The 21,678-nt window shown below is 74.8% G+C and carries 9 protein-coding genes; 1 reads left to right on the top strand and 8 read right to left on the bottom strand.

What is annotated here, in order from left to right:
* The first annotated feature begins 76 nt into the window (after positions 1 to 76).
* On the top strand, positions 77 to 6,451 hold the full coding sequence (locus ACFYXC_RS18795) for an SDR family NAD(P)-dependent oxidoreductase (protein ID WP_389553468.1): 6,375 nt from the start codon (positions 77 to 79) through the stop codon (positions 6,449 to 6,451).
* Positions 6,452 to 6,893: 442 nt separating this feature from the next.
* Here the strand turns inward: ACFYXC_RS18795 and ACFYXC_RS18800 are convergent, their stop codons facing one another.
* The 8 genes from ACFYXC_RS18800 to ACFYXC_RS18835 all read right to left on the bottom strand — a co-directional run bounded on the left by ACFYXC_RS18800 (position 6,894) and on the right by ACFYXC_RS18835 (position 21,621).
* A complete protein-coding gene (locus ACFYXC_RS18800) occupies positions 6,894 to 7,742 on the bottom strand; it encodes an ABC transporter permease (RefSeq protein WP_389552887.1) in 849 nt (282 codons plus the stop codon).
* 112 nt (positions 7,743 to 7,854) lie between these two features.
* A complete protein-coding gene (locus tag ACFYXC_RS18805) occupies positions 7,855 to 8,859 on the bottom strand; it encodes an ATP-binding cassette domain-containing protein (protein WP_389552890.1) in 1,005 nt (334 codons plus the stop codon).
* A 379-nt stretch (positions 8,860 to 9,238) separates the two neighbouring features.
* Positions 9,239 to 14,872, bottom strand: coding sequence for a beta-ketoacyl synthase N-terminal-like domain-containing protein (locus ACFYXC_RS18810; protein WP_389552893.1), 5,634 nt, complete (start codon positions 14,870 to 14,872; stop codon positions 9,239 to 9,241).
* Positions 14,873 to 15,031: 159 nt separating this feature from the next.
* On the bottom strand, positions 15,032 to 17,785 hold the full coding sequence (gene pabB / locus ACFYXC_RS18815; protein ID WP_389552896.1) for an aminodeoxychorismate synthase component I: 2,754 nt from the start codon (positions 17,783 to 17,785) through the stop codon (positions 15,032 to 15,034).
* A 205-nt stretch (positions 17,786 to 17,990) separates the two neighbouring features.
* Positions 17,991 to 18,761: a thioesterase II family protein gene (locus ACFYXC_RS18820; protein WP_389552898.1), complete on the bottom strand. Its 771-nt coding sequence runs from the start codon at positions 18,759 to 18,761 to the stop codon at positions 17,991 to 17,993.
* A gap of 214 nt (positions 18,762 to 18,975) precedes the next feature.
* Entirely contained in the window at positions 18,976 to 19,170 is a 195-nt protein-coding gene (locus ACFYXC_RS18825; protein WP_388909182.1) for a ferredoxin, read from the bottom strand.
* Positions 19,171 to 19,287: 117 nt separating this feature from the next.
* Positions 19,288 to 20,469 (bottom strand): cytochrome P450, encoded by a 1,182-nt coding sequence (locus ACFYXC_RS18830; RefSeq protein ID WP_389552902.1) that lies wholly within the window; start codon positions 20,467 to 20,469, stop codon positions 19,288 to 19,290.
* A gap of 93 nt (positions 20,470 to 20,562) precedes the next feature.
* On the bottom strand, positions 20,563 to 21,621 hold the full coding sequence (locus ACFYXC_RS18835) for a DegT/DnrJ/EryC1/StrS family aminotransferase (protein ID WP_389553470.1): 1,059 nt from the start codon (positions 21,619 to 21,621) through the stop codon (positions 20,563 to 20,565).
* Between the last annotated feature and the right edge of the window lie 57 nt (positions 21,622 to 21,678).

The following is a 21,678-nucleotide window of genomic DNA, read 5'->3' on the forward strand; positions in this document are numbered from 1 at the left end:
TGCGGAGGCGACGGTGGTGCCACTGCGCGTGGACACCGCCGCTCTGCGCACCCGTACCGACGAAGTCCCCGCGCTGCTGCGCGCCCTGGCACCCGTTCGGCGTACCGCCGCGGTTGCGGGACCGGCCGCCGGGGCGGAGCAGCAGGAGTCCCCGGCGCGTCGGCTGGCCGCTCTTCCGGCGGCTGAACGGCATCGCACGGTGCTGCAGTTGGTGCGTTCGCAGGTGGCGTCGGTCCTTGGACACGGTTCGGCGGAGGCGATCGGTGCGGACCGTGCCTTCCAGGAGCTGGGGTTCGACTCGCTGGCCGCCACCGAACTGCGGAACCAGCTCAACACCCTGACCGGGCTGCGCCTGCCCGCCACGCTGGTCTTCGACCACCCCAACGCCCTCGCCGTCACCGAGATCATCGAGGAGGAGCTGACCGCTGCCTACCCGGCGGCCGGGACGGACGGCACCGGGGCCGACGGTGAGGACGGCATCCGCCGCGCCCTCTCGACGATCCCGACCCGGCGCCTGCGGGACGCCGGCCTGATGGAAGCCCTGCTGGAACTCGCCGGCGAGACCGGTGGCATGGCGGGCACCGACCGGGACGCCCTGCTGGCGATGCTGGACAGCGACAGCGACAGCGACAGCGACAGCGAAAGCGGCCACGGCAGCGACAGCGACAGTGACGGCGAGGACGGTCACGGCGACGCCGCGCACGACAACGTGCACGACGCCGCAACCGCGCAAGCCGGCGAGCACGCACCCGGTGCCGACACCGTCGCCGTCACCGGTGACGACGCCCTGCGCGACGCCCGGGCCGAGACCGCCCGCCTGCGCCGCGACAACCGCAGGCTCACCGCGGCCCGGCACGAGCCGATCGCCATCGTCGGCATGGCCTGCCGCTACCCGGGCGGGGTCGCCTCGCCCGAGGACCTGTGGCGGCTGGTCACCACCGGCGAGGACGCGATCCTCCCCTTCCCGGAGGACCGCGGATGGGACCTGTCGATCCTCCGCGACCCCGAGGGCAAGCACCCCGACGGTCTGTACGCCAGGGAGGGCGGCTTCCTCGAAGGAGCGGCCGACTTCGACCCCGGCTTCTTCGGTATCTCGCCCCGCGAGGCCCTCGGTATGGACCCGCAGCAGCGCCTGGCCCTCGAGATGTCATGGGAGGCGCTGGAGCGGGCCGGGATCGACCCGACCTCGCTCAAGGGCAGCAGGACCGGCGTCTTCGCCGGGGTGATGTACCACGACTACCCGGGCAGCGACGGCAACGGCAGCGTCGTCACCGGGCGGGTCGCCTACAAGCTCGGCCTGGAGGGCCCGGCGGTCTCCGTCGACACCGCCTGCTCCTCCTCCCTCGTCGCGCTGCACCTCGCGGTGCAGGCACTGCGGCAGGGCGAGTGCTCGCTCGCCGTGACCGGCGGCGTCACCGTGCTGTCGACGCCCGCCGTGTTCGCCGAGTTCGGCCGACAGGGCGGACTGGCCCCCGACGGCCGCTGCAAGTCGTTCGCCGCCGCGGCCGACGGCACCGGCTTCTCCGAGGGCGCGGGCTTCCTCGTCGTCGAGCGGCTGTCCGACGCCGTGCGCAACGGGCACGAGGTGCTGGCCGTGGTCCGCGGTTCCGCCGTCAACCAGGACGGCGCGAGCAACGGCCTCACCGCGCCCAACGGGCCCTCCCAGCGCCGGGTCATCCGGCAGGCCCTCGCCAACGCCCGGCTCGCCGCCGACCAGGTCGACGCGGTCGAGGCGCACGGCACCGGCACCACGCTGGGCGACCCGATCGAGGCGCAGGCGCTCCTCGCCACGTACGGACAGGACCGTGACCCCGGCCGGCCGCTGCTGCTCGGCTCGGTCAAGTCGAACATCGGTCACACCCAGGCCGCGGCCGGTGTCGCCGGAGTCATCAAGATGGTGATGGCCCTGCGCAACGGGCTGCTGCCCGCCACGCTCAACGTCGACGCGCCCAGCGACCAGGTCGACTGGACCACCGGCTCGGTGGAACTGCTCACCGAGGCCCGGGAGTGGACCGGCGCCGACCGGCCCCGGCGCGCGGGCATCTCCTCCTTCGGGATCAGCGGCACCAACGCGCACGTCATCGTCGAGCAGGCGCCCGCCACGGCCCTGCGCCGAGCCCCGGCCGCGCTGCCCGCCGCCCCGGCCTCCGCCTCTACCCCCGCCCCGGCCTCCGCCCCTGTCGTCCCGTGGCTGCTGTCCGCCCGTGACCAGGACGCCCTGCGCGCCCAGGCCGAGCGGCTGCTCCGGCACCTGACGGCGGAACACCCGGCAGGGGCCGGGACGTCGCTCCCGGCCGGGGCGCCGCGTCCGTTGGACGTCGCGTACTCCCTGGCGACCGCCCGCACCGCCTTCGAACACCGGGTGGCCGTCACCGGAGCGGACCGGGACGGCCTGCTGGCCGCGCTCGGTGCCGTCGCGCGCGGCGAGGAGCCCGCGACGACGGCCGGCGAAGGACTGCTCGCCGTGCTCTTCCCGGGGCAGGGATCCCAGCGGCTCGGCATGGGCCGTGACCTGTACGAGCGGTTCCCGGTCTTCGCCGAGGCGCTCGACGCGGTCTGCGCCGCACTGGACGAACACCTGGAACGGCCGTTGCGCGAGGTGATGTGGGGCGACGACGAAGCCGCGCTCGACGCCACCGCGTACGCCCAGGCCGCCCTGTTCGCCCTCGGAGTGGCGCTCCACCGGCTGACCGCGTCCTGGGGCATCACCCCCGACTTCGTGGCCGGCCACTCCATCGGCGAGGTCGTCGCGGCGCACGTGGCCGGGGTGTTCTCGCTGGCGGACGCCTGCGCCCTGGTCGCCGCGCGCGGCCGGCTCATGCAGGCCCTGCCGGAGGGCGGTGCCATGGCCGCCGTACAGGCCACCGAGGAGGAGGTGCTGGCGCACCTCACCGACGGGGTGACCGTCGCGGCCGTCAACGGACCCACCTCCGTGGTGGTGTCCGGCACGGCGGAGGACGTCGAGCGGGTCACCGCCGCCCTGCGTGAACGGGGCCGGCGGACGACCGCGCTGCGGGTGTCGCACGCCTTCCACTCACCGCTGATGGAACCCATGCTGGACGAGTTCCGGGCGGTCGTCGCCGGACTCTCCCCGCAGACACCGGCCGTCCCGGTGGTCTCCAACCTGACCGGGACGGTCGCAGGCACCGATGAGCTGTGCTCCGCCGAGTACTGGGTACGCCATGTCCGCGAGGCGGTCCGCTTCGCCGACGGTGTCCGGACCCTGCACGAGGCGGGCGTCACCCGCTTCCTGGAACTCGGCCCCGACGGTGTCGCCTCGGCGATGGCCCGCGAGTCCGTCCCCGAGGCGGCCGTCACGGTCGCCGCCCAGCGCCGTACCGCACCCGCTGAGTCCGCCCTGGTGGACGCTCTGGCCCGGCTCCACGGGCACGGCGCGCGGATCGACTGGACCGCGTTCTTCGCCGGTCTCGGTGCCCGGCGGGTCGACCTGCCCACGTACGCGTTCCAGCGCCGCCGCTTCTGGCCCACGGAGATGCCGACGATGGGTGCCGGGGCGGAGGCCGCCGGTCTCGCGTCCGTCGACCACCCGCTGCTCGGCGCCGCGGTGGAACTCGCCGGCACCGACGGGCATCTGTTCACCGGACGGCTGTCCCAGGGCACGCACCGTTGGATCGCCGACCACCAGGTCATGGGCGCCGTCCTGGTGCCCGGTACCGCCCTGCTGGAACTCGCGCTCCACGCCGGTACCGTCCTCGGCTGCGACCGGGTGGAGGAACTGACGCTGGCCGCGCCGCTCGTGCTGCCGGAGCGGGGCACGGTCCAGGTGCAGGTCGGCGTCGGCGCTCCCGACGCATCGGGCCGCCGCACCGTCGGCATCCACTCCCGCCCCGCCGACGACCCCGGCGCGCCCTGGACCTCGCACGCCGACGGCACCCTGGTGTCCGGTCCTGCGGAAAGCCCCGCCACGGACTTCGACGCCACCGGCTTCGACGCCACCGGCTTCGACGCCACGGTGTGGCCGCCGGAGAAGGCCGAACCGCTCGACGTCACCGGGCTGTACGAGCGTTTCGAGGACGCCGGATTCGTCTACGGCCCGGTGTTCCAGGGGCTGCGGGCCGCCTGGAGCAGGGACGGCGAGGTGTTCGCCGAGGCCGCCCTGCCCGAAGGCACCGGCGCTGACGCGTTCACCCTGCACCCGGCCCTGTTCGACGCGGGACTGCACGCCACCGCGCTGGCCGGCGCCGCCGGGGAGCGGGCCGCCGGGGAGGACGCGGGCCCCGGCGGCGTCCCGTTCTCGTGGAACGGGGTGTCCGTGCACGCCGTGGGCGCCTCCGCCGTCCGGCTGCGGTTGTCCCGCGCCGACGACGGCACCCTCGCGATCGCCGTCGCCGACACCACCGGCGCCCCGGTGGCCGCGGTCGGCTCCCTGGTGACCCGCCCGATCGCCGCCGGACAACTCGGCGGCGCGGGCGGCGCGGGACGCGACTCCCTGTTCACCCTGGACTGGGTGTCCATGGGCGACGACTCCGGCCGGACCGAAGGGGCGACCGGCCCCGTGGCCGTGGTCGGCCCCGACGCCGCTCTCCTCGGAGACATCGACGTCGAGCGGGTGACCGCTCTCTCCGGCCTCGGCGACCGCGCCGATGACGCGACCGGAGACGCGACCGGTGACGGCGTGCCGTCCGTGGTCCTGCTGCCGGTCGGCACCACCCCGGTGGCGGAGCCCGGTACGGAGGACCGGCCGGGCGCGCCCGCCGACGCGGCGGACGCCGCCCGCACGGCGACCGCCCGGGTCCTGGAGACGATCCACGCATGGCTGGCGGACGAACGGTTCACCGCCTCCCGCCTGATGGTCGTCACCCGTGGTGCGACCGACGGCGCCGACCCGGCCGCGGCCGCGGTCTGGGGGCTCGTACGCGCCGCCCAGGCGGAGCACCCCGGCCGGTTCGCCCTCCTCGACCTGGAGTCCGATGCCGCCGCGGCCGGAGCCCTCGACGAGCCGGCCGTCCTGCGGGCCGCGGCGACCGCCGACGAGCCGCAGCTCGCGCTGCGCGACGGCCGGCTGCTGGTGCCGCGGCTGATGCGGGTGTCCGCGTCCGCCGCGGACGAACCGGCCGGCTGGGACCCGGCGGGCACCGTCCTGGTCACCGGCGGCACCGGCGGCCTCGGCGCCGCCGTCGCCCGCCACCTCGTCACCAAGCACGGCGTCCGCGACCTGCTCCTGGTCAGCCGGCGCGGTCCGGCCGCCGAGGGCGCCGGGGAACTCGCCGCCGCCCTGGAAGAGGCAGGCGCCCGGGTCACCGTCGCGGCCTGCGACGTCGGCGACCGGACGGCCATCGACGCCCTGCTGGCGGACATCCCCGCCGACCGTCCGCTGCGCGCGGTGATCCACGCGGCGGGCGTCCTGGACGACGGGGTCGTCGACTCCCTCACCCCGGAGCGGCTGGCCGCGGTGCTGCGGCCCAAGGCGGACGCCGCCTGGCACCTGCACGAGGCGACCGCGGACCTCGGACTCGACGCCTTCGTCCTGTTCTCCTCGGTGGCCGGCACGCTCGGCAGCGCCGGACAGGCCAACTACGCGGCGGGGAACGCCTTCCTCGACGCGCTGGCCCGGCACCGCCGCGACCGCGGACTGCCCGCGGTGTCGATGGGCTGGGGCCCCTGGACCCGGGGGAGCGGCATGACCGGCGAGCTGACCGAGGCGGACATCACGCGGATGACCCGCGCGGGCATGCCGCCGATGACACCCGAGCAGGGCCTGGCCCTGTTCGACACGGTCTTCGGTTCCACCGCCCGGGCGGAATCGGCCCCGGCCGTCCTCCCGGTACGGCTGGACCTGGGCGCCCTGCGCTCCCTGGGCGAGGTGCCGCCGCTGTTCCGGTCGCTGATCCGGGTCCCGGCACGCCGCACCGCCACCGCCGGTGGTGCCGCGGCGGCGGCCGACCTCACACGCCGGCTCACCGGGCTCACCCCGGCCGAGGGGCAGGAGGTCCTGCTGGAACTGGTACGGGGTCAGATCGCGACCGTGCTGGGCCACGCGGGGCTGGCCGACGTCGAACCGACCCGCGCCTTCCAGGACCTGGGCTTCGACTCGCTGACCTCGGTGGAACTGCGCAACCGGCTCGGTGCCCTCACCGGCGTCCGGCTGCCGGCCACCCTGCTGTTCGACTACCCGACGCCCAGCGAACTCGTCGCCCACCTGTACGGCAAGGTCGCCCCGGCCCCGGCCGACGGACCGGAGGCGGTCCTGGCGGAACTGGACAGGCTGGAGCGCAGCCTCACCGGCATCGAGGCCGGCTCCGACGGCTTCGGCGCGCTCTTCGACCAGGTGGCCGGCCGGCTGGAGGTGCTCCGCAGCAAGTGGCAGTCGCTGCGGACCGAGGCGGGTACCGGGGCCGGGCAGAAGACGGAGGAGGAGTCCTTCGACTTCGGCTCCGCCTCCGACGAGGACATGTTCGACATGCTCGACAACGAACTCGGCCTCTCCTGACCACACGGACGACCACACGGAGCGACGCTCCACCCGGCCGACCCACACAGCGGGCCCGGTGCCACCGGCACCGGGCCCGCCCGTTTGCGCGCCCCCGGCGACCGCTGCCGGGGGCGGTCCGCCGCAGGACCCGCACGCATGTCCCGGTGGGCGGTGGGTGTGCCCCCGGGGCGCCGGTGCACCGTGCCCATTCAGCCGCACCCCACGCCCGGAACGGGCACGGCCACGGCGCAGGCAAAGCCCGCACACAGGAGCCCCGTCAGGGGCGCGGGGAACTGCGCGCCCAGCCACATCCGACGGACAGGGGCCCACAACCCACAGCCACACCCCGTAGCCCGCGGCCCGCAGCCCGGCGCTCAGGTACGGCAAAGGCCCGCGGACGCGAAGGGTGGGCGTCCGCGGGCCTTGCATCACCCGCGCGTGGGGGGAGTCCGCGCGGGTGTCAGAGGGGTCGGCGGAAGCCGCGCAGGGCGACGACCATGCCGACCACGGCGATCACCGCGCTGATCGCCACGGACGGGATCGCGTGGTTCAGGCCGGGCACATCCAGCGCGAGCGCCCGACTCGCATCGATGGCGTACGTCAACGGATTGACGCTCGCCACCGCCGCCAGCCAGCCGGGCAGGTCGGCGACAGGAACGTACGCGCTGGAGGCGAACATCAGCGGGAAGATCACGATGAGGGCGAGATTCTGCAGCGGCTCGGCCCGCCGCAGCCAGGCACCCGCCGCGATGAACGCCCACCCCAGCGAGAAGCTGATGAAGACCGTCAGCCCGGCGGAGAGCGCCAGTTCGGCCGCGCCGCCGTTGGGGGAGTACCCGAGGACGGTGATGGCCAGCACCATGATGATCAGCACCTGCACGGTGGCGCGCACCAGGCCGACCAGGCTGCGCGCCGCCAGCAGCGCCCCCGGATGCACCGGCAGGGACCGCAGCCGGGCGACCATGCCGTTCTTCTGGTCCTCCACGAGTCCCACCCCGGACTGCATGGCCGACTGGGCGGCGTTGTCCACCAGGATGGCCGGCAGCACGTAGTCGAGGTAGGTGACGCCCTCCGGGAAGTGCGGCGGCATGCCCATCTTGCTGAACACCTGCGTCAGGACGAACAGGATGACCACCGGCTGGATCAGGCCGAAGAGCACGATGCCCGGGTCGGTCACCATGGCCCGCAGCGACCGCCCGGTGAGGATGCGTATCTGGGCGGGGAACGAACTCCCTCCGAAGACGGGCGCCTCACCGGCCGCGGCCCGGAGCACGGCCGGCCGGGGGGCCGGGGTCAGCTGAGTGGTCAAGGGGTCCTCCACGGAAGACGCCGGGCGGCGGTCCCGCCCGACGGATGGTCGCGATGCTGGTCCAGCCCCGGGCACCGCCCCGGTCGGCCGGGGTCGCCGGGCGCCGGGTGTCTCACGCCGGGGCGCGGGCCGCGGACTGGTCGGCCAGCGCCAAGTACACGTCGTCGAGGGTGGGTTCGCCGAAGGTCAGCTCGGTGGCCTCGACACCCACCTGGTCCAGGGTCCGGACGACCTCCGCGATCTCCCGGGTGGCGTCGATCGGGACGACGACGGTCCGCGGGTCCTCCTCACCGTTCACGGGAGCGAAGCCCGCGCCTCGCAGGGCCGCACCCGCCGTGCTCCGGTCCTCGCCGGTGTCCAGCGTCAGGGTGACCGTTCGGCGGCCGACGGTCGCCTTCAGTTCCGCGGCCGTCCCCGCGGCGACGACCCGGCCCGCGGACAGCACCGCGATCGAGTCCGCGAGACGGTCGGCCTCCTCCAGGTACTGCGTGGTGAGCAGCACCGTGGTGCCCTGCTCGACCAGTCCCTCGACGATCTCCCACAGGTTGAGCCGGCTCGACGGGTCGAGCCCGGTGGTCGGCTCGTCCAGGAAGAGCACCTCGGGCGCGCCGACCAGCGACACGGCGAGATCCAGCCGGCGCCGCAGACCGCCGGAGTAGCCGCTCGCGCGCCGCTCGGCGACGTCGGTCAGCCGGAACAGCTCCAGCAGCTCGTCGGCGCGGGTCCGGGCAGCCCGGCGTCCGGCGCCCAGCAGCCGGGCGATCAGGACGATGTTGTCCCGCCCGCTGAGCTGCCCGTCCACGGAGGCGAACTGCCCGGTGAGCCCGATGCGTCTGCGGATCTCGACGGGCTCGCGGGCCACGTCGTACCCGGCGACCCCGGCCCGCCCCGAGGTGAGCGGCAGCGCCGTGGTGAGGATGTTGACCAGGGTGGTCTTCCCGGCTCCGTTGTGGCCGAGGAGTCCCAGGACGGTGCCCCTGGGCACACCGACGCTCACCGAGTCCAGGGCGCGCACGGCACCGAACGACTTGGTGACGTCGTCGGCCTCGATCATCAGGTCGCCGGAAGGGGCGGCCGGGCCCGGCTGGGCGACGGGGGGCGTGAGGGGCCCGCTCATGAGATGTGCTCCCGCTCGTGAGTCTGTGCGTCTGCGGAGGATGGACGACCGGCCGCCGGCCGGCCGGGTGGGGATCCGTTGCCCGGGGCGGACGACGGCGGACCGGACAACGGGCCCTGCCCGGCACCGGTTCGTACGTCACCGGTGTTCGACGGCCCGAACGCCGCGCCGGACCGGGCACGCCCGCTGCCGGATCGGGCAGGCGGTACGGCGGATCGGGCAACGGGCGCACCGGGCGACCGGGCCGACACGTGCCCGAGAGGGCTGTGGCGCTGTGCGCCGCCGGGCTCATCGACACCCTCCGTGCCCGCGCCCGCGCGGACGCCGGCTTTCGCGAAGGCCGCGGATTCACCCCGGGCACGGTGTCCGCCGGAAACGGTCACCGGACGCCACCGGCGGCGTCGGAGCCGTCCGCCCCACCGGAAGCACCGGCAGGATCAGGAGCACCGGCAGGACCAGCGGCACCGAACGCACCGTCCATGAGACGGAACAACTCCTCGTCGGAGGCGGAATCCAGGTCCAGCGGACCCATGCCGGTGCCGGTGTCGGAGCCCGTGCCCGCGCCGTGCTCCGAGGCGCCGTTGCGGGACGGGGCCCAGCGGCCGGTCAGGGCCCGCAGCCGGGCCCCCGTGTCCGAGTCGAGCGGCGCGCCCGAGACGAGCAGTGCCTCCAGCTCGTCCACCACGGACGCGGCGTCCCTCCGGCGCGGGGGGCCGGAGCGCCGGAGCGTGTCGCAGACCAGGCGGGCCACAGCAGCCGGAGAGGGATGGTCGAAGACCAGGGTCGGAGGCAGCCGTACGCCGGTGGCGGCGGTCAGCCGGTTGCGCAGTTCCACGGCGGTCACGGAGGTGACGCCGAGTTCGCCGAAGGCCGCGTCGGTGCCGTTGTCCGCGAGGAGTTCCCCGCCCACCACGGCCGTCAGCTCGGCCCGCACCAGCTCGGTGACCAGGGCCTCGGCCTCGGCCTCGGACAGCCCGCTCAGCCGCCGGGCCAGCTCCGGTCCGGCCGCGGTGCCCGCCGGGTCCGTCACCGACGGCAGCCCCACGGCGACCGCGGCGGAGGGCATCGACGCCAGCCAGTACGCCTCGTGCTGGAACGCGTAGGTGGGCAGGGCCACCGTGCGTGCCTGCGGCAGGACCGCCCGCCAGTCCACCGGTACACCGAGCGCGTGCAGGCGTACGGCCGCGGTGAGCGCGGCCCGCACCTCGTTCTCCCCGTCGCCGCCGCCGCCGTCGCCGCCGTCGCCGCTGCTCCCGCCGCTCTCGCCGCCGCGCAGCACCGGCTCCACGGCGGGCCCGGAGCCCGCCTCCCGCTCGCCCAGGCACTCCTCGACCATCGGCGTGAGCACGGCCTGCGGGCCCAGCTCGACGTAGACGGCGGTCCGTTCGTCGGCCAGCCGGCCGACCGCGTCGGCGAACCGCACCGCGTCGCGGACGTGGCGTACCCAGTGCTCCGGGTCGCGGGCCTCCGCCACGGTGAGCGGCCGGCCGGTGACGCAGGAGATCAGCGGCAGTTGTGGGGCGTCGAAGGACAACCGGGCGACCGTCTCGCGGAACCCGGCGAGCATCGGCTCCATGAGCGGTGAGTGGAAGGCGTGACTCACCACCAGCCGGCGGGTCTTGTGCCCGGCGGCGGACAGCTCGACGGTCAGCTCCGACAGCGGCCCCTCGGCGCCCGACAGCACCACGGAACGCGGTCCGTTGACGGCGGCGACGGAGACCCCGTCGACGAGCAGCGGCAGGACCTCGTCCTCCGAGCAGCGCACCGCGACCATGGCGCCGCCCGGCGGCAGCGCCTGCATCAGCCGCCCGCGCGCCGCGACCAGGGTGCAGGCGTCGGGCAGCGACAGCACGCCCGCCACGTGCGCGGCGGCGATCTCGCCCACCGAGTGCCCGACCAGCCGTGCGGGGACGATGCCCCAGGACTCCAGCAGCCGGAACAGGGCCACCTCGAACGCGAACAGCGCGGGCTGGGCGTACCCGGTGCCGTCGAGCAGCTCCGCCTCCGCGCTGTCCGGGGCGGCCCACATGACCTCGGTCAGTGGCCGTTCGAGCAGCGGGTCGAGGACCGAGCACACCTCGCGCAGGGCGGTGTCGAAGACGGGGAAGGCGGCGGCGAGTCCGCGGCCCATGCCGAGGCGCTGGCTGCCCTGGCCGGTGAGGACGAACGCCGGTTCCGGGGTGCCGCCGAGGGGCCCGCGGCCGGCGCTGCCCGGAGCCTCCCCGCGGGCGAACGCCTCGGCGGCTCCGCGCAGGCCGTCCCGGTCGTCGCCGGTCAGCACGGCCGTACGCGGGTGCAGTGTGCGAGTGGTGAGCAGGGAGTACGCGATGTCCCGGGCGGGGACTTCCGGATGCGCCGCGGCGTACGCGGCCAGCCGCCGGGCCTGTCCGCGCAGCGCGTCCCCGTCCTTCGCCGACACCAGCCAGGGCACGGCGGCCGGGAGGGCGGAGGCATCCGCCTCGGTCCCGGCCTCCGCCCCGGCCCCGGCCTCCGCTTCGGCCCTGGCCTCCGTGTCCGTCCTGGCCTCCGTCTCCGCGTCCGTCCCGGCGCCCGGCTGTGCCGCGGTGTCCGGGCCCGGCAGCGGGGCCTCCTCCAGTACCAGGTGGGCGTTGGTGCCGCTGATGCCGAAGGACGAGATCCCCGCGCGGCGCGGCCGCCCGTCCTCGCGGGGCCAGGCACGGGGCTCCGACAGCAGTCGTACGGTGCCTGCGGACCAGTCCACCCGCGAGGTCGGGGTGTCCGCGTGCAGGGTGCGCGGGAGGAGGCCGTGCTGCAGGGCCAGCACCATCTTGATCACGGCGGCGGCGCCCGCGGCGGCCTGGGTGTGTCCCAGGTTCGACTTGACGGAGCCCAGCCACAGCGGCCGGCTCTCCGGCCGGTCCCGCCCGTAGGTGGCCAGCAGCGCCTCGGCCTCGATGGGGTCGCCCAGGGCGGTACCGGTGCCGTGCGCCTCGACCGCGTCCACCTCGTCGGCCCGTACCCCGGCGTCGGCCAGGGCCTGGCGGACGACGCGGCGCTGGGCGGGCCCGTTGGGCGCGGTGAGGCCGTTGCTCGCGCCGTCCTGGTTGACGGCGGAGCCGCGGATCACGGCGAGGACGGGGTGGCCGTTGCGCCGCGCGTCCGACAGCCGTTCGAGCAGCAGCAGTCCCGCGCCCTCGGACCAGGCGGCACCGTCGGCGCCCTCGCCGAAGGACTTGCAGCGGCCGTCGGGCGACAGGCCCCGCAGCCGGGAGAAACCGGTGAACGCGGCCGGGGTGGACATCACGGCGACCCCGCCGGCCAGCGCCAGGTCGGACTCCCCGGAACGCAGCGACCGGCACGCCAGGTGCAGGGCGACCAGCGAGGAGGAGCAGGCCGTGTCCACGGTGAGCGCCGGACCGTTCAGGCCGAGCGTGTAGGCGATACGGCCGGAGAGCGCGCCGCCCGCGGTCCCCACCGGCAGCAGGCTCTCCAGTTCGCCGGCCGGGTCGGCCGCACCGGACGCGTAGTCGTGGTACATCGCGCCGGTGAACACGCCGGTACGGCTGCCGTGCAGCGTCGCCGCGTCGATCCGGGCGCGCTCGACGGCCTCCCAGGCGGTCTCCAGGAGGAGCCGCTGCTGCGGGTCGGTGGCGAGGGCCTCCCGGGCCGACATCCCGAAGAACCCGGCGTCGAAGTGGGCCGCGTCGCGCAGGAAGCCGCCCTCGCGGGCCACGGAGGTGCCGGGGGCGTCGGGATCGTCGTCGCCGAAGAGGGCGTCCAGGTCCCAGCCCCGGTCGTCGGGGAAGGCGGACACGGCGTCGGTGCCCTCGCGCAGCAGGTCCCACAGGGCCTCGGGGGAGGTGGCTCCGCCGGGCAGCCGGCAGGCCATGGAGACGACGGCGACGGGTTCGCCGTCACCGGCCGCCGCACCGGACGGACCCGCCCCCGAGGACTCCTCCAGGGCCTCCTCGCAGGGCTGGTTCAGTCCGGCCAGCTCGCGGGCCAGAGCGGCCGGGGTGGGGAAGTCGAAGGCGAGGCCCGCGGGCAGCGGCAGGCCGGTGACCTCGGCGAGCGCGTTGCGCAGCCGCACCGAGGCGACCGAGTCCAGACCGTGGGCACGGAACGTGGTGTCCGGACCGATCGGCACCGGAGCCGCGTCGCGGTCACGAACAGTACCGGCGTCCGTGCCGATGCCGATGCCGACGGCGGCGTCAGCGCCGACATCCGTGCCGACGCCGACGCCAGCGCCGACATCCGAGTCGGAGGCCGTGCCGGTGTCCTTGCCGGGAGTGTCGGCCAGCACCTCGGCGACCGCGGCGGTCACCAGGTCCAGTGCGGCCCGCAGGGTGGGGCGTACCGCGTCGGACGGTACGGGCACGGGGTGCGCGGCGGCCTCGGTCAGGAGTCGCTCCAGGGCCAGCCGGTTGATCTTCCCGGCGGGGGTGCGGGGCAGCTCGGGCAGGACCACCAGCTCCAGCGGGATCTTGTACTCCGCGGTGCCGAGACCGCGCAGGAACGCGGTGGCCTCGTCGAGGCCGACCGTGCCCCGCGGACGGCCCTGTCCGCCGTCACCGGCGTCCGGGGCACCCTCGTTCGCCGGGCCCTCGGTGACCACCAGCACCGGGTACTCGCCGAGCCGCGGGTCCGGCTTGGCGACGACGGCGAGCGGGCCGATGCCGGGCAGGTCCGCCAGGAGCGCCTGGACCTCCACCGCGTTGAACTTGCGGCCGCCCACGTTGATCAGTTCGGCGGACCGGCCGTGGAAGAGGATCAGCCCGTCCTCGTCGATCGCGGCGAGGTCACCGGTGTGCAGCCAGCCGTCCTCCGCCACCACCCGCCCGGTCAGCTCCGGCTCGCCGAGATAGCCGCGGAACATGCTGGGACTGCGGTAGTACAGCTCGCCGGGTTCACCGGGCGCGCACGGACGCCCGTCCTCGCCCAGGACGCGCATCGCGGCGTCCCGTGTGGGCCGTCCGACACTGCGGGAGGCCACCTCCGGCGGGTCCCCGGCCAGGCTACTGGTGCCGCAGCCGACCTCCGACATGCCCCATACCACCACCAGCGTGGTCTCCAGGGCCTCCCGTACGTCACGTACCAGCGCCGGCGGCAGAGCGGCCCCGGCCGTGAGGATGCGCTCCGGGCGGAAGCCCGCGCCGTCGGCGGCATCACGTACCCGGGAGACCATGTCGTGCAGCTGCGCGGGCACCGCGATCACCACGGACGGGCGCTCCCGCCGGGACAGCTCCAGGAACCGGTCGACGTCCCAGGCGTCCAGCAGCACCTGGCGGCCGGAGCGGAACAGCGCCGCGTACGAGGACTGCAGGCCGAAGCAGTGGGTGAGCGGGCACGCGGTCAGCACCGTACCGGCGAACGCGTCGGCCGAATCCTCGGTCGCCGCACGGGAGTTGGTGAGCAGGCCGTCGTGGGAGTGCAGACAGATCTTGGGCCGTGCGGAGGTGGTTCCGGAGGACGGCAGCAGCAGGAACGGCCACTCGGGGCGCACCCGCACGGCGTGAGGCCGCCGCCCCGCCGACCGATCGAGGAGACCGGTGACGGTCTGGGCGCCGGGGGCGGCGGTGTCACCGGTGACCAGCACCGCGCGCAGTGCGGGCAGCGCCTCCCGCAGTGCCGTGACGGCCAGCGGGCCGTCGCCGTCCTGGGTACGCGGCGGCAGGGCGACGGCGACCGGGCCGACCCGTTCCAGCAGGGCCCGTACGTCGGAGGCGGCGTTGCCCTGGTGCACGGGCATCGTGACCGCCCCGACCGCGGCGGCCGCCAGGTGCAGCGTCAGGAACTCCCAGCTGTTCGGCAGGTGCAGCGCGACCACGTCACCGGGGCCGACCCCGGCCTCCTGGAGGCCGTACGCCAGCGCGTCCACCTCCGCCCGCCAGGCGTGCCAGGTCCGGGCGCGGTCCCCGTCCAGCAGGGCGGTCGCGTCGCCGCCGCGGCGCACGGCCGCGTCGAACACCTCCGGCAGGGTCAGCCCGTCCAGGGCCCGGCCGGTGGCGGCGGGCGGATCGGTCACGTAGTCGTTTGCGTGGACGGGCACCATCACTCCAGGGATGTCGAGCGTCGCCGTCGTACGGGGATCCGCTCCAGGCTGTTGCCGCGCGGTCCGGGTTTTCCCTAGAGATCGCGGCGTGGCGGCCCGGTGCGTTCGAGGAGGCGGGGGAGCCGCCGCGCCGGGGCCGGCGGGCGGCTCCCGGCGCGGTCAGGTGGGGAGGGTGAGCTTCTCCTGCCGGGCTCCGCCGGTCCCCGGGACCGAGGAGGCCCCGGCTCCGGGCCGGTCGAGGTCCTCGCCGGGTGCCTCGCGGCCCGGGAACCGGGCACCGAGCAGACGCAGCAGCGGGGTGGCCTTGACGGCCGTCTCCTCGAACTCGTCCACCGGGTCGGACAGTGCGATGACGGCGCCGCCGACGCCGTAGCGCAGCCGGTTTCCGCTGAGGACCACGGTGCGGATGACGATGGACAGGTCCACCGCGCCGGTCAGCGAGAAGTAGCCGATGGCGCCGGAGTACACGCCGCGCGGCCCGCCCTCCAGACGGTCGATGATCTGCATGGTGCGGATCTTCGGGGCGCCGGTCATCGACCCGCCCGGGAAGGCGGCCCGTACCGCCGCCACGGGACTGCTGTCCGGACGCAGCCGGGCCCGGACGGTACTGACCAGCTGGTGCACCGTCGCATAGGTCTCCACCTGGAACACCGGGTCGGCGACGACCGAGCCGACCGCCGCGCACCGGCCCAGGTCGTGCCGGACCAGGTCGACGATCATCAGGTTCTCGGCGCGGTCCTTCTCGCAGCCCGCCAGGTCCTCGACCAGCCGGGCGTCCTCCTCGGAGGTGGCGCCGCGCGGCCGGGTGCCCTTGATCGGCTTGGACTCCATGCCGCCGTGCCGGTCGATGCGGAGGAACCGCTCGGGGGAGCTGCTGAGTACCGCCAGCGTCCCGAAGTGCAGGAACGCGGCGAAGGGGGCCGCGCTGACGCGACGCAGGGCGCGGTACGCCTGCCACGGGTCGAGGTCGGTGTCGGCCTCGGCCATGTTGGTCAGGCAGACCTCGTACGTCTCGCCGGCGGCGATCTCCTGCTGGCAGACGTCGATGAGTTTGAGGTAGGCGTCCCGGTCGTGCCGCAGCTCCACGGGTCCTGTGGTGCACTCCGGGGCCTCGGCGCACGGCTCGGGCGGCCGTCCGGCGATGCCGTGCAGGGCCGCTGCGGCGTCCGCGAGCCAGGCGCGCGCGGCCTCCTCGGCGCCGTCCTCGGCCAGCGCCAGCAGGTGGCCGGTGCCGGTGCGGTGGTCGAGCACCAGGGCCCGGTCGGCGAAGACGAGGACCGCGTCGGGGTCGGGGGAACGGTGTGCGGCGTCGCCCTCGCACTCGGCCTTGAGCTCGTAGCCGAGGCAGCCGACCCAGCCGAGGGCGAAGTCGAAGGGCAGCTCGGGCACCTCGGTGCGCAGCCCCGCCAGGTCGTTCTCCAGCCAGGTCAGGAAAGGGCTGTCGACAGTACGGCGCTCACCACCGGCGGTGACGGTCACGGTGCCGGTGTGCACGTCGGCCTCGGCGATCCGGGCCAGCGGGCCGGAGGCGTCCCCCATCACCGACAGCTGCCCCAGGCGCCCTCCGGGGCGGCTGCTGTCGAGCCAGAAGGGATGGTCCCCGGTCCGGAAGAGGGTGTCGAAGGCGACCTCGGCGTCCCAGCGGACGGGCACCGCCACCGCAACCACCCGCAACCGCCGCACATCTCCGTCCCCGTCCGCGACCGGGTCGGCGCCTGCGGCGGGCCCGCCGGAAGCGGCAGAGGAGGGCCCGCCGGAAGCGACCGGCACGACGTTTGCGGTGGGCCTGCCGGTGGTGGTCGGGTCGGCGTCTGTGGTGGGCCTGCCGGTGGTGGTCGGGTCGGCGTCTGTGGCGGGCCCGCCGGAAGTAGCGGGGTTGGTGTCTGTGGCGGGTCCGCCGGAAGCGACCGGTACGACGTCTGTGGTGGGTCCGCCGGTAGTGGTCGGGTCGGTGTCTGTGGCGGGTCCCCCGGCAGCGACCGGTACGACGTCTGCGGTGGGTCCGCCGGAAGCGACAGGGGCGGTGCCTGCGGAGGGTCGGCCGGAAGTGGTCGGGGCGGCGCCCGCGGTGGGGCTGTCCGAGGTGGCGGGGTCGGCCGTCGTGGCGGGGGCGTCCGACGCACCCCGCCCGGTGATCGGGGCGGAGGCGCCGGACGCGGCAGACGCGGACACCACCGCGGTGCTGCCGGACGAGGCGGGCACGCCGAGGGCGGCCGAGATCCGGGCCCCGGCCGGGACGCCGGGCCCGGCCGATACGTCGGCGCCGACCGGTACGCCAACGCCGCCCGGTACGTCGGCGTCGGCCAAGACGCCGGCGCGGCCGCGCGGCGGGCGGCCGTACCGTTCCGTGAGCCGGCCGAAGTTCGCCAGCAGCCGGTGCCCCTCCTGCGTACCGATCGACTCCGGATGGAACTGCACGCCCCACAGCGGCAGCGTGCGGTGGCGCAGCGCCATCAGCACCCCGTCCGGCGACCACGCGGTGGCCTCCAGCTCCGGCGGGAGGTCGGTCACCGCCAGGGAGTGGTAGCGCACGACCTCCAACGGGACCGGCAGCCCCTCGAAGAGCCCCGTGCCGTCGTGCCGCACCGCGGACGTCCGGCCGTGGCGCGGCTCGGGCGCGCGGCCCACCCGCGCGCCGTGCGCGAGCGCCATGCCCTGGTGGCCCAGGCAGACGCCGAGCACCGGCAGCCGCCCCTCCTCGGCTATGCCGGCGCACAGGCCGAAGTCGGCGGGCCGGTGCGGGGTGCCCGGCCCGGGGGACAGCACCACGTTGTCGAACGCGTCGAGCAGCCCGGGCCGCCAGGCCGGGTCGTCGTTGCGGATGACCTCCGGTTCCCGTCCGTTGACCCGGGACAGGTAGTGGAAGAGGTTGTAGGTGAAGGAGTCGTAGTTGTCGACGAGAAGTGTGCGCATGGTGTCCTTGTCCAGGAGGCGCGTGAGCGGAAAGTGGCGTGGAAGGCGGCGGACGGGATCGCCGTCCGGCCGTGTGCGGGCTCTCCGGTGATGCGTCGGCCACGGCTGCGGCGGCCGTGCCGGGGCACGGCGCCGACGGGCGTGCGCCGGTCACGGCTCCTGCGCCTGCCCGGATGGCGGTCCCGCCACCGCCCGGGCCGGACGCTCAGGAGGCCGTGGCGTGCCGCGCCGGGTCGAGGGCGCGTCCGATCTCGGTCTGGACCGCCGAGAGGTGCTGCGTGAGGAAGAAGTGGCCGCCGCCGAACACCCGCAGCCGGAACGGCCCCGTGGTGTGGTCCTGCCAGCGCTCGGCCTCCTCGACCGTGGTCAGCGGGTCGTCCTCGCCGGTGAGGACGGTGAGACCGCAGCGCACCCGACGGTCGGCGGGGCAGGAGTACGTCTCGATGGCGCGGTAGTCCCCGCGCAGCGCGGGCAGCGCCATGCGCAGGATCTCCTCGTCGCCGAGGACCCCGGCGGCGGTGCCGTTCAGCCGCTTCATCTCGGCGACGATCCCGTCGTCGTCCCGCTTGTGGACCTCTTCGGCGCGGGTGGTCGAGGGCGCCCGGCGGCCGGACGCGAGGACGGTGTGCGGGCCGGTGCCCCTCTGTTCCAGCCGCCACGCCGTCTCGAAGGCCAGCGCGGCGCCCATGCTGTGCCCGAAGAACACCGTGGGCCGCTCGTCCAGGGCGAGCAGCTGCTCGGTGATCAGGTCGGCCAGGGTGCCGAGATCGCTGACGCAGGGTTCCTTGCGGCGGTCCTGGCGGCCGGGGTACTGCAGCGAGATGACCTCGGCGGCCGGCGCGAACCGCGCCGAGACGGGGTGGTAGAAGCTGGCGGAGCCACCTGCGTGCGGGAAGCAGACCAGCCGGACGGCGTCGGTGCCGGCCGGGTGGTAGCGCCGCAGCCAGCGGGCCTGGGTGTCGTCGGCGGTGGTCACGGTGTGTCCCTTCCATGGTGCTTGTCCGGTGGTGCTTGCTCTTGCGGTGCGAACTCTGTGCGTGGACCCGGCGGACGCGGCGGACCGCCCGGTGGTCGTGGCGGGCGGCCCCTCCGTCGCCGCCCGCCAGGGGTGGGCCCGGGAGCCCGACAGGTCGGGGAGGGCCCCCGGGCCCGGCCGGGGGCCCGCCGGACTCGTCGACACGCGTCGCGTCTCAGTCCTCGTGGACGGCGACCGAACCCGACGGACACAGGTCGCCCGCCGCGCGGACACCGTCCAGGTCCTGTTCGCCGGGCTCCTTCCGCAGCAGGACGACGACCCCGTCGTCGTCCTGGTCGAAGACGTCGGGCGCGTTCAGCACGCACTGCCCGGCTCCGACGCACCGCTCGCTGTCGACGGTGACACGCATGATCGTTGGCTCCTCGGTGGTGGGGGATCGGCGGTGGGGGACCGGCCCCGCCCGGGTGCCGCCGGGCGGGGCCCCCGGGTGCCGTCGGGACCGTCCGACGGCACCCGGTGCCGGCGGCTACCAGCGCACCGGCAGCTCGTGCAGTCCGAAGAGGATCCCGTCGTACTTGAAGGCCAGTTCGTCCATCGGGACGGCCAGCTCCAGCGTGGGGATGCGCTCGAACAGCTTGCGGTAGGCGATCTCCATCTCGACCCGGACGAGGTTCTGGCCCAGGCACTGGTGGACGCCGTAGCCGAACGCCACGTGCCGCCGCTCGGCACGCTCCGGGTCGAAGGCGTGCGGGCAGCCGAAGACCTCGGTGTCGTGGTTGGCGGCGGCGATCAGCGGGACGATGCCCTCGCCCTTGCGGATCAGCCGGCCCGCGATCTCCACGTCGTCCACGGCGACCCGCAGCGCCACCATGTCGGCCACCGAGTGCAGCCGCAGCAGTTCCTCGACGACCTTGTCGTTGCCGACCCACTGCGGGTTGGAGAGCAGGGTGACCACGCCGAGCCCGATGTTGTTCGCGGTGGTCTCGTGTCCCGCGATCAGCAGGAGCAGCAGGACGCCCGAGAGCTCCTCGTGGCTCAGCTGGCCCGTCGAGAGCAGCCGGCTGATCAGGTCGTCCCCGCGCCACTTGTCCTTGATGACGATCAACCGGTTGATGTAGCGCAGCAGTTCGCGGGTGGCGGTGGCACGCTGCTCGTCGGTGGAGGTGCGGATGGCGACCAGGGTGCGGGTGCGGGACTCGAAGAAGTCCCGGTCGGCCGACGGCACGCCGAGCAGCGAGGAGATCACCAGGGACGGCACGGGCAGCGCGAAGTCGTTGACGAGGTCCGCGGTGTTGCCGCCGGCCAGCATCGCGTCGATGCGTTCGTCCACGGTCCGTTCGACGGCGGGGCGCAGTTCGCGGATGCGGCGCACCGTGAACTCGGGGATCAGGACCTTGCGGAACCGGTCGTGCTCGGGGGAGTCGAGTCCCACGAACCAGCCGGGGATCTGGTCCTGCTTGGGCACGCCCATCGTCTCTCCGACGTTGGGGAAGCCCTCGTTGTCGGGGTTGGCGCTGATCTTGGGGTGGGTGAGCACCGCGCGCACGTCCTCGTGCCGGGTGACCAGCCAGACCGGCACGCCGTTCGGCAGGTGGGTCCGCACCAGGCCGGGCTGCTGCCGGTGGCTCGCGTACTGGGACAGCGGCAGCGGCTCCTCCGGCGTGCGAAAGGGGAAGTCGACCACCGTGGGGCCGGTGCTGGTCGTCATGTCCGCTCCTCGTTTCTCTTCCTGCGGTCGCGGTGCCGTGCCCGGTCGGGACGGCGGTGCGCGGGGCGGCGGCCCGCGGTGCGGGCCGGCCGGTCAGCCCGCGCCGTAGAACTCCCGGACGGCGCCGGTGATGTACTCCTGGTCGGCGGCGGTCAGCCCGGTGTGGGTGGGCAGGTAGAGCCCGTCCTCGCTGAACCGGTGGGCGTTGAGCGTCGGCCACACCGGGTCGAGGTAGCCGGGTTGGCGGCTCATCGGCTTGAAGAACAGCCGCGTCTCCACGCCCCGCGCGTCGAGGTGGGCGCGCAGCTGCTCACGGCGTTCGGCGCGCAGGTCGTACATCCACAGCACGTCGCGCGCCGGCATCGGCGTGATGCCGGGGACGTCCTTGAGGGCGGCGTCGTAGCGGGCCTCGATCTCCCGGCGCGCGGCGAGGATGTCGTCGAGCCGCTCCACCTGGGCCAGCGCCACGGCGCCCTGCATGGCGGTCATGCGGTGGTTGTAGGCCAGCTTCTTGTGCAGGAAGCTGTGGTCGCGGGTGAAGGCCATCGCCCGCAGGTGTGCCATCTGCTCGGCGAGCCGGGGGTCGTCGGTGAGGCAGACGCCGCCCTCACCCGCCGTGATGATCTTGTTGGCGAAGAGCGAGAAGCAGGCGATGTCCCCGACCGGACGGACGCCGTGCGCCTCCGCGGAGTCCTCCACCACCCGCAGGTTGTACTGGTGGGCGATGTCCATGACCGTGTCCATGTCGCAGCGCCGCCCGTAGACGTGCACGGGCATGATCGCCCGGGTGCGCGGGGTGATCTTCTCCTCGATGCGGGTGACGTCGATGTCCAGGTCGTCGGCGCAGTCGACGAAGACGGGGGTGGCGCCGGTGTAGGTGACGGCCCACGCGGAGGCGATCATGGTGAACTCCGGCACGATCACCTCGTCGCCGGGGCCGATGCCCAGGGCCCGCAGCGCGAGCGTGAGGGCGGCGGTGCCGGAGGAACAGGCGACGCCGTGCGCCACGCCGTTCCACTCGGCGAAGGCATCCTCGAAGCGCCGCACGTACGGTCCCTGGGAGGAGATCCAGCCGCCCGACACGGCGTCGGTGACGTACTCCAGTTCCCGGCCTGCCAGGAAGGGCCGGGAGACGGGGTGGGTGAAGGCCATGGGGTCCTCGCTGCTGTCGCGGTCGCTGGGCGGTGGCTCGATGGGGTACGGCCGGGG

The organism is Streptomyces sp. NPDC002701 (assembly GCF_042889045.1).
Classification (GTDB): domain Bacteria; phylum Actinomycetota; class Actinomycetes; order Streptomycetales; family Streptomycetaceae; genus Streptomyces.

What these genes read in the sequence shown, in the direction of transcription:
- ACFYXC_RS18805 (WP_389552890.1), bottom strand. Translation starts at nt 8,859, where the DNA reads ATGAGCGGGCCCCTCACGCCCCCCGTCGCCCAGCCGGGCCCGGCCGCC.
- ACFYXC_RS18810 (WP_389552893.1), bottom strand. Translation starts at nt 14,872, where the DNA reads ATGGTGCCCGTCCACGCAAACGACTACGTGACCGATCCGCCCGCCGCC.
- pabB (WP_389552896.1), bottom strand. Translation starts at nt 17,785, where the DNA reads ATGCGCACACTTCTCGTCGACAACTACGACTCCTTCACCTACAACCTC.
- ACFYXC_RS18825 (WP_388909182.1), bottom strand. Translation starts at nt 19,170, where the DNA reads ATGCGTGTCACCGTCGACAGCGAGCGGTGCGTCGGAGCCGGGCAGTGC.
- ACFYXC_RS18830 (WP_389552902.1), bottom strand. Translation starts at nt 20,469, where the DNA reads ATGACGACCAGCACCGGCCCCACGGTGGTCGACTTCCCCTTTCGCACG.
- ACFYXC_RS18835 (WP_389553470.1), bottom strand. Translation starts at nt 21,621, where the DNA reads ATGGCCTTCACCCACCCCGTCTCCCGGCCCTTCCTGGCAGGCCGGGAA.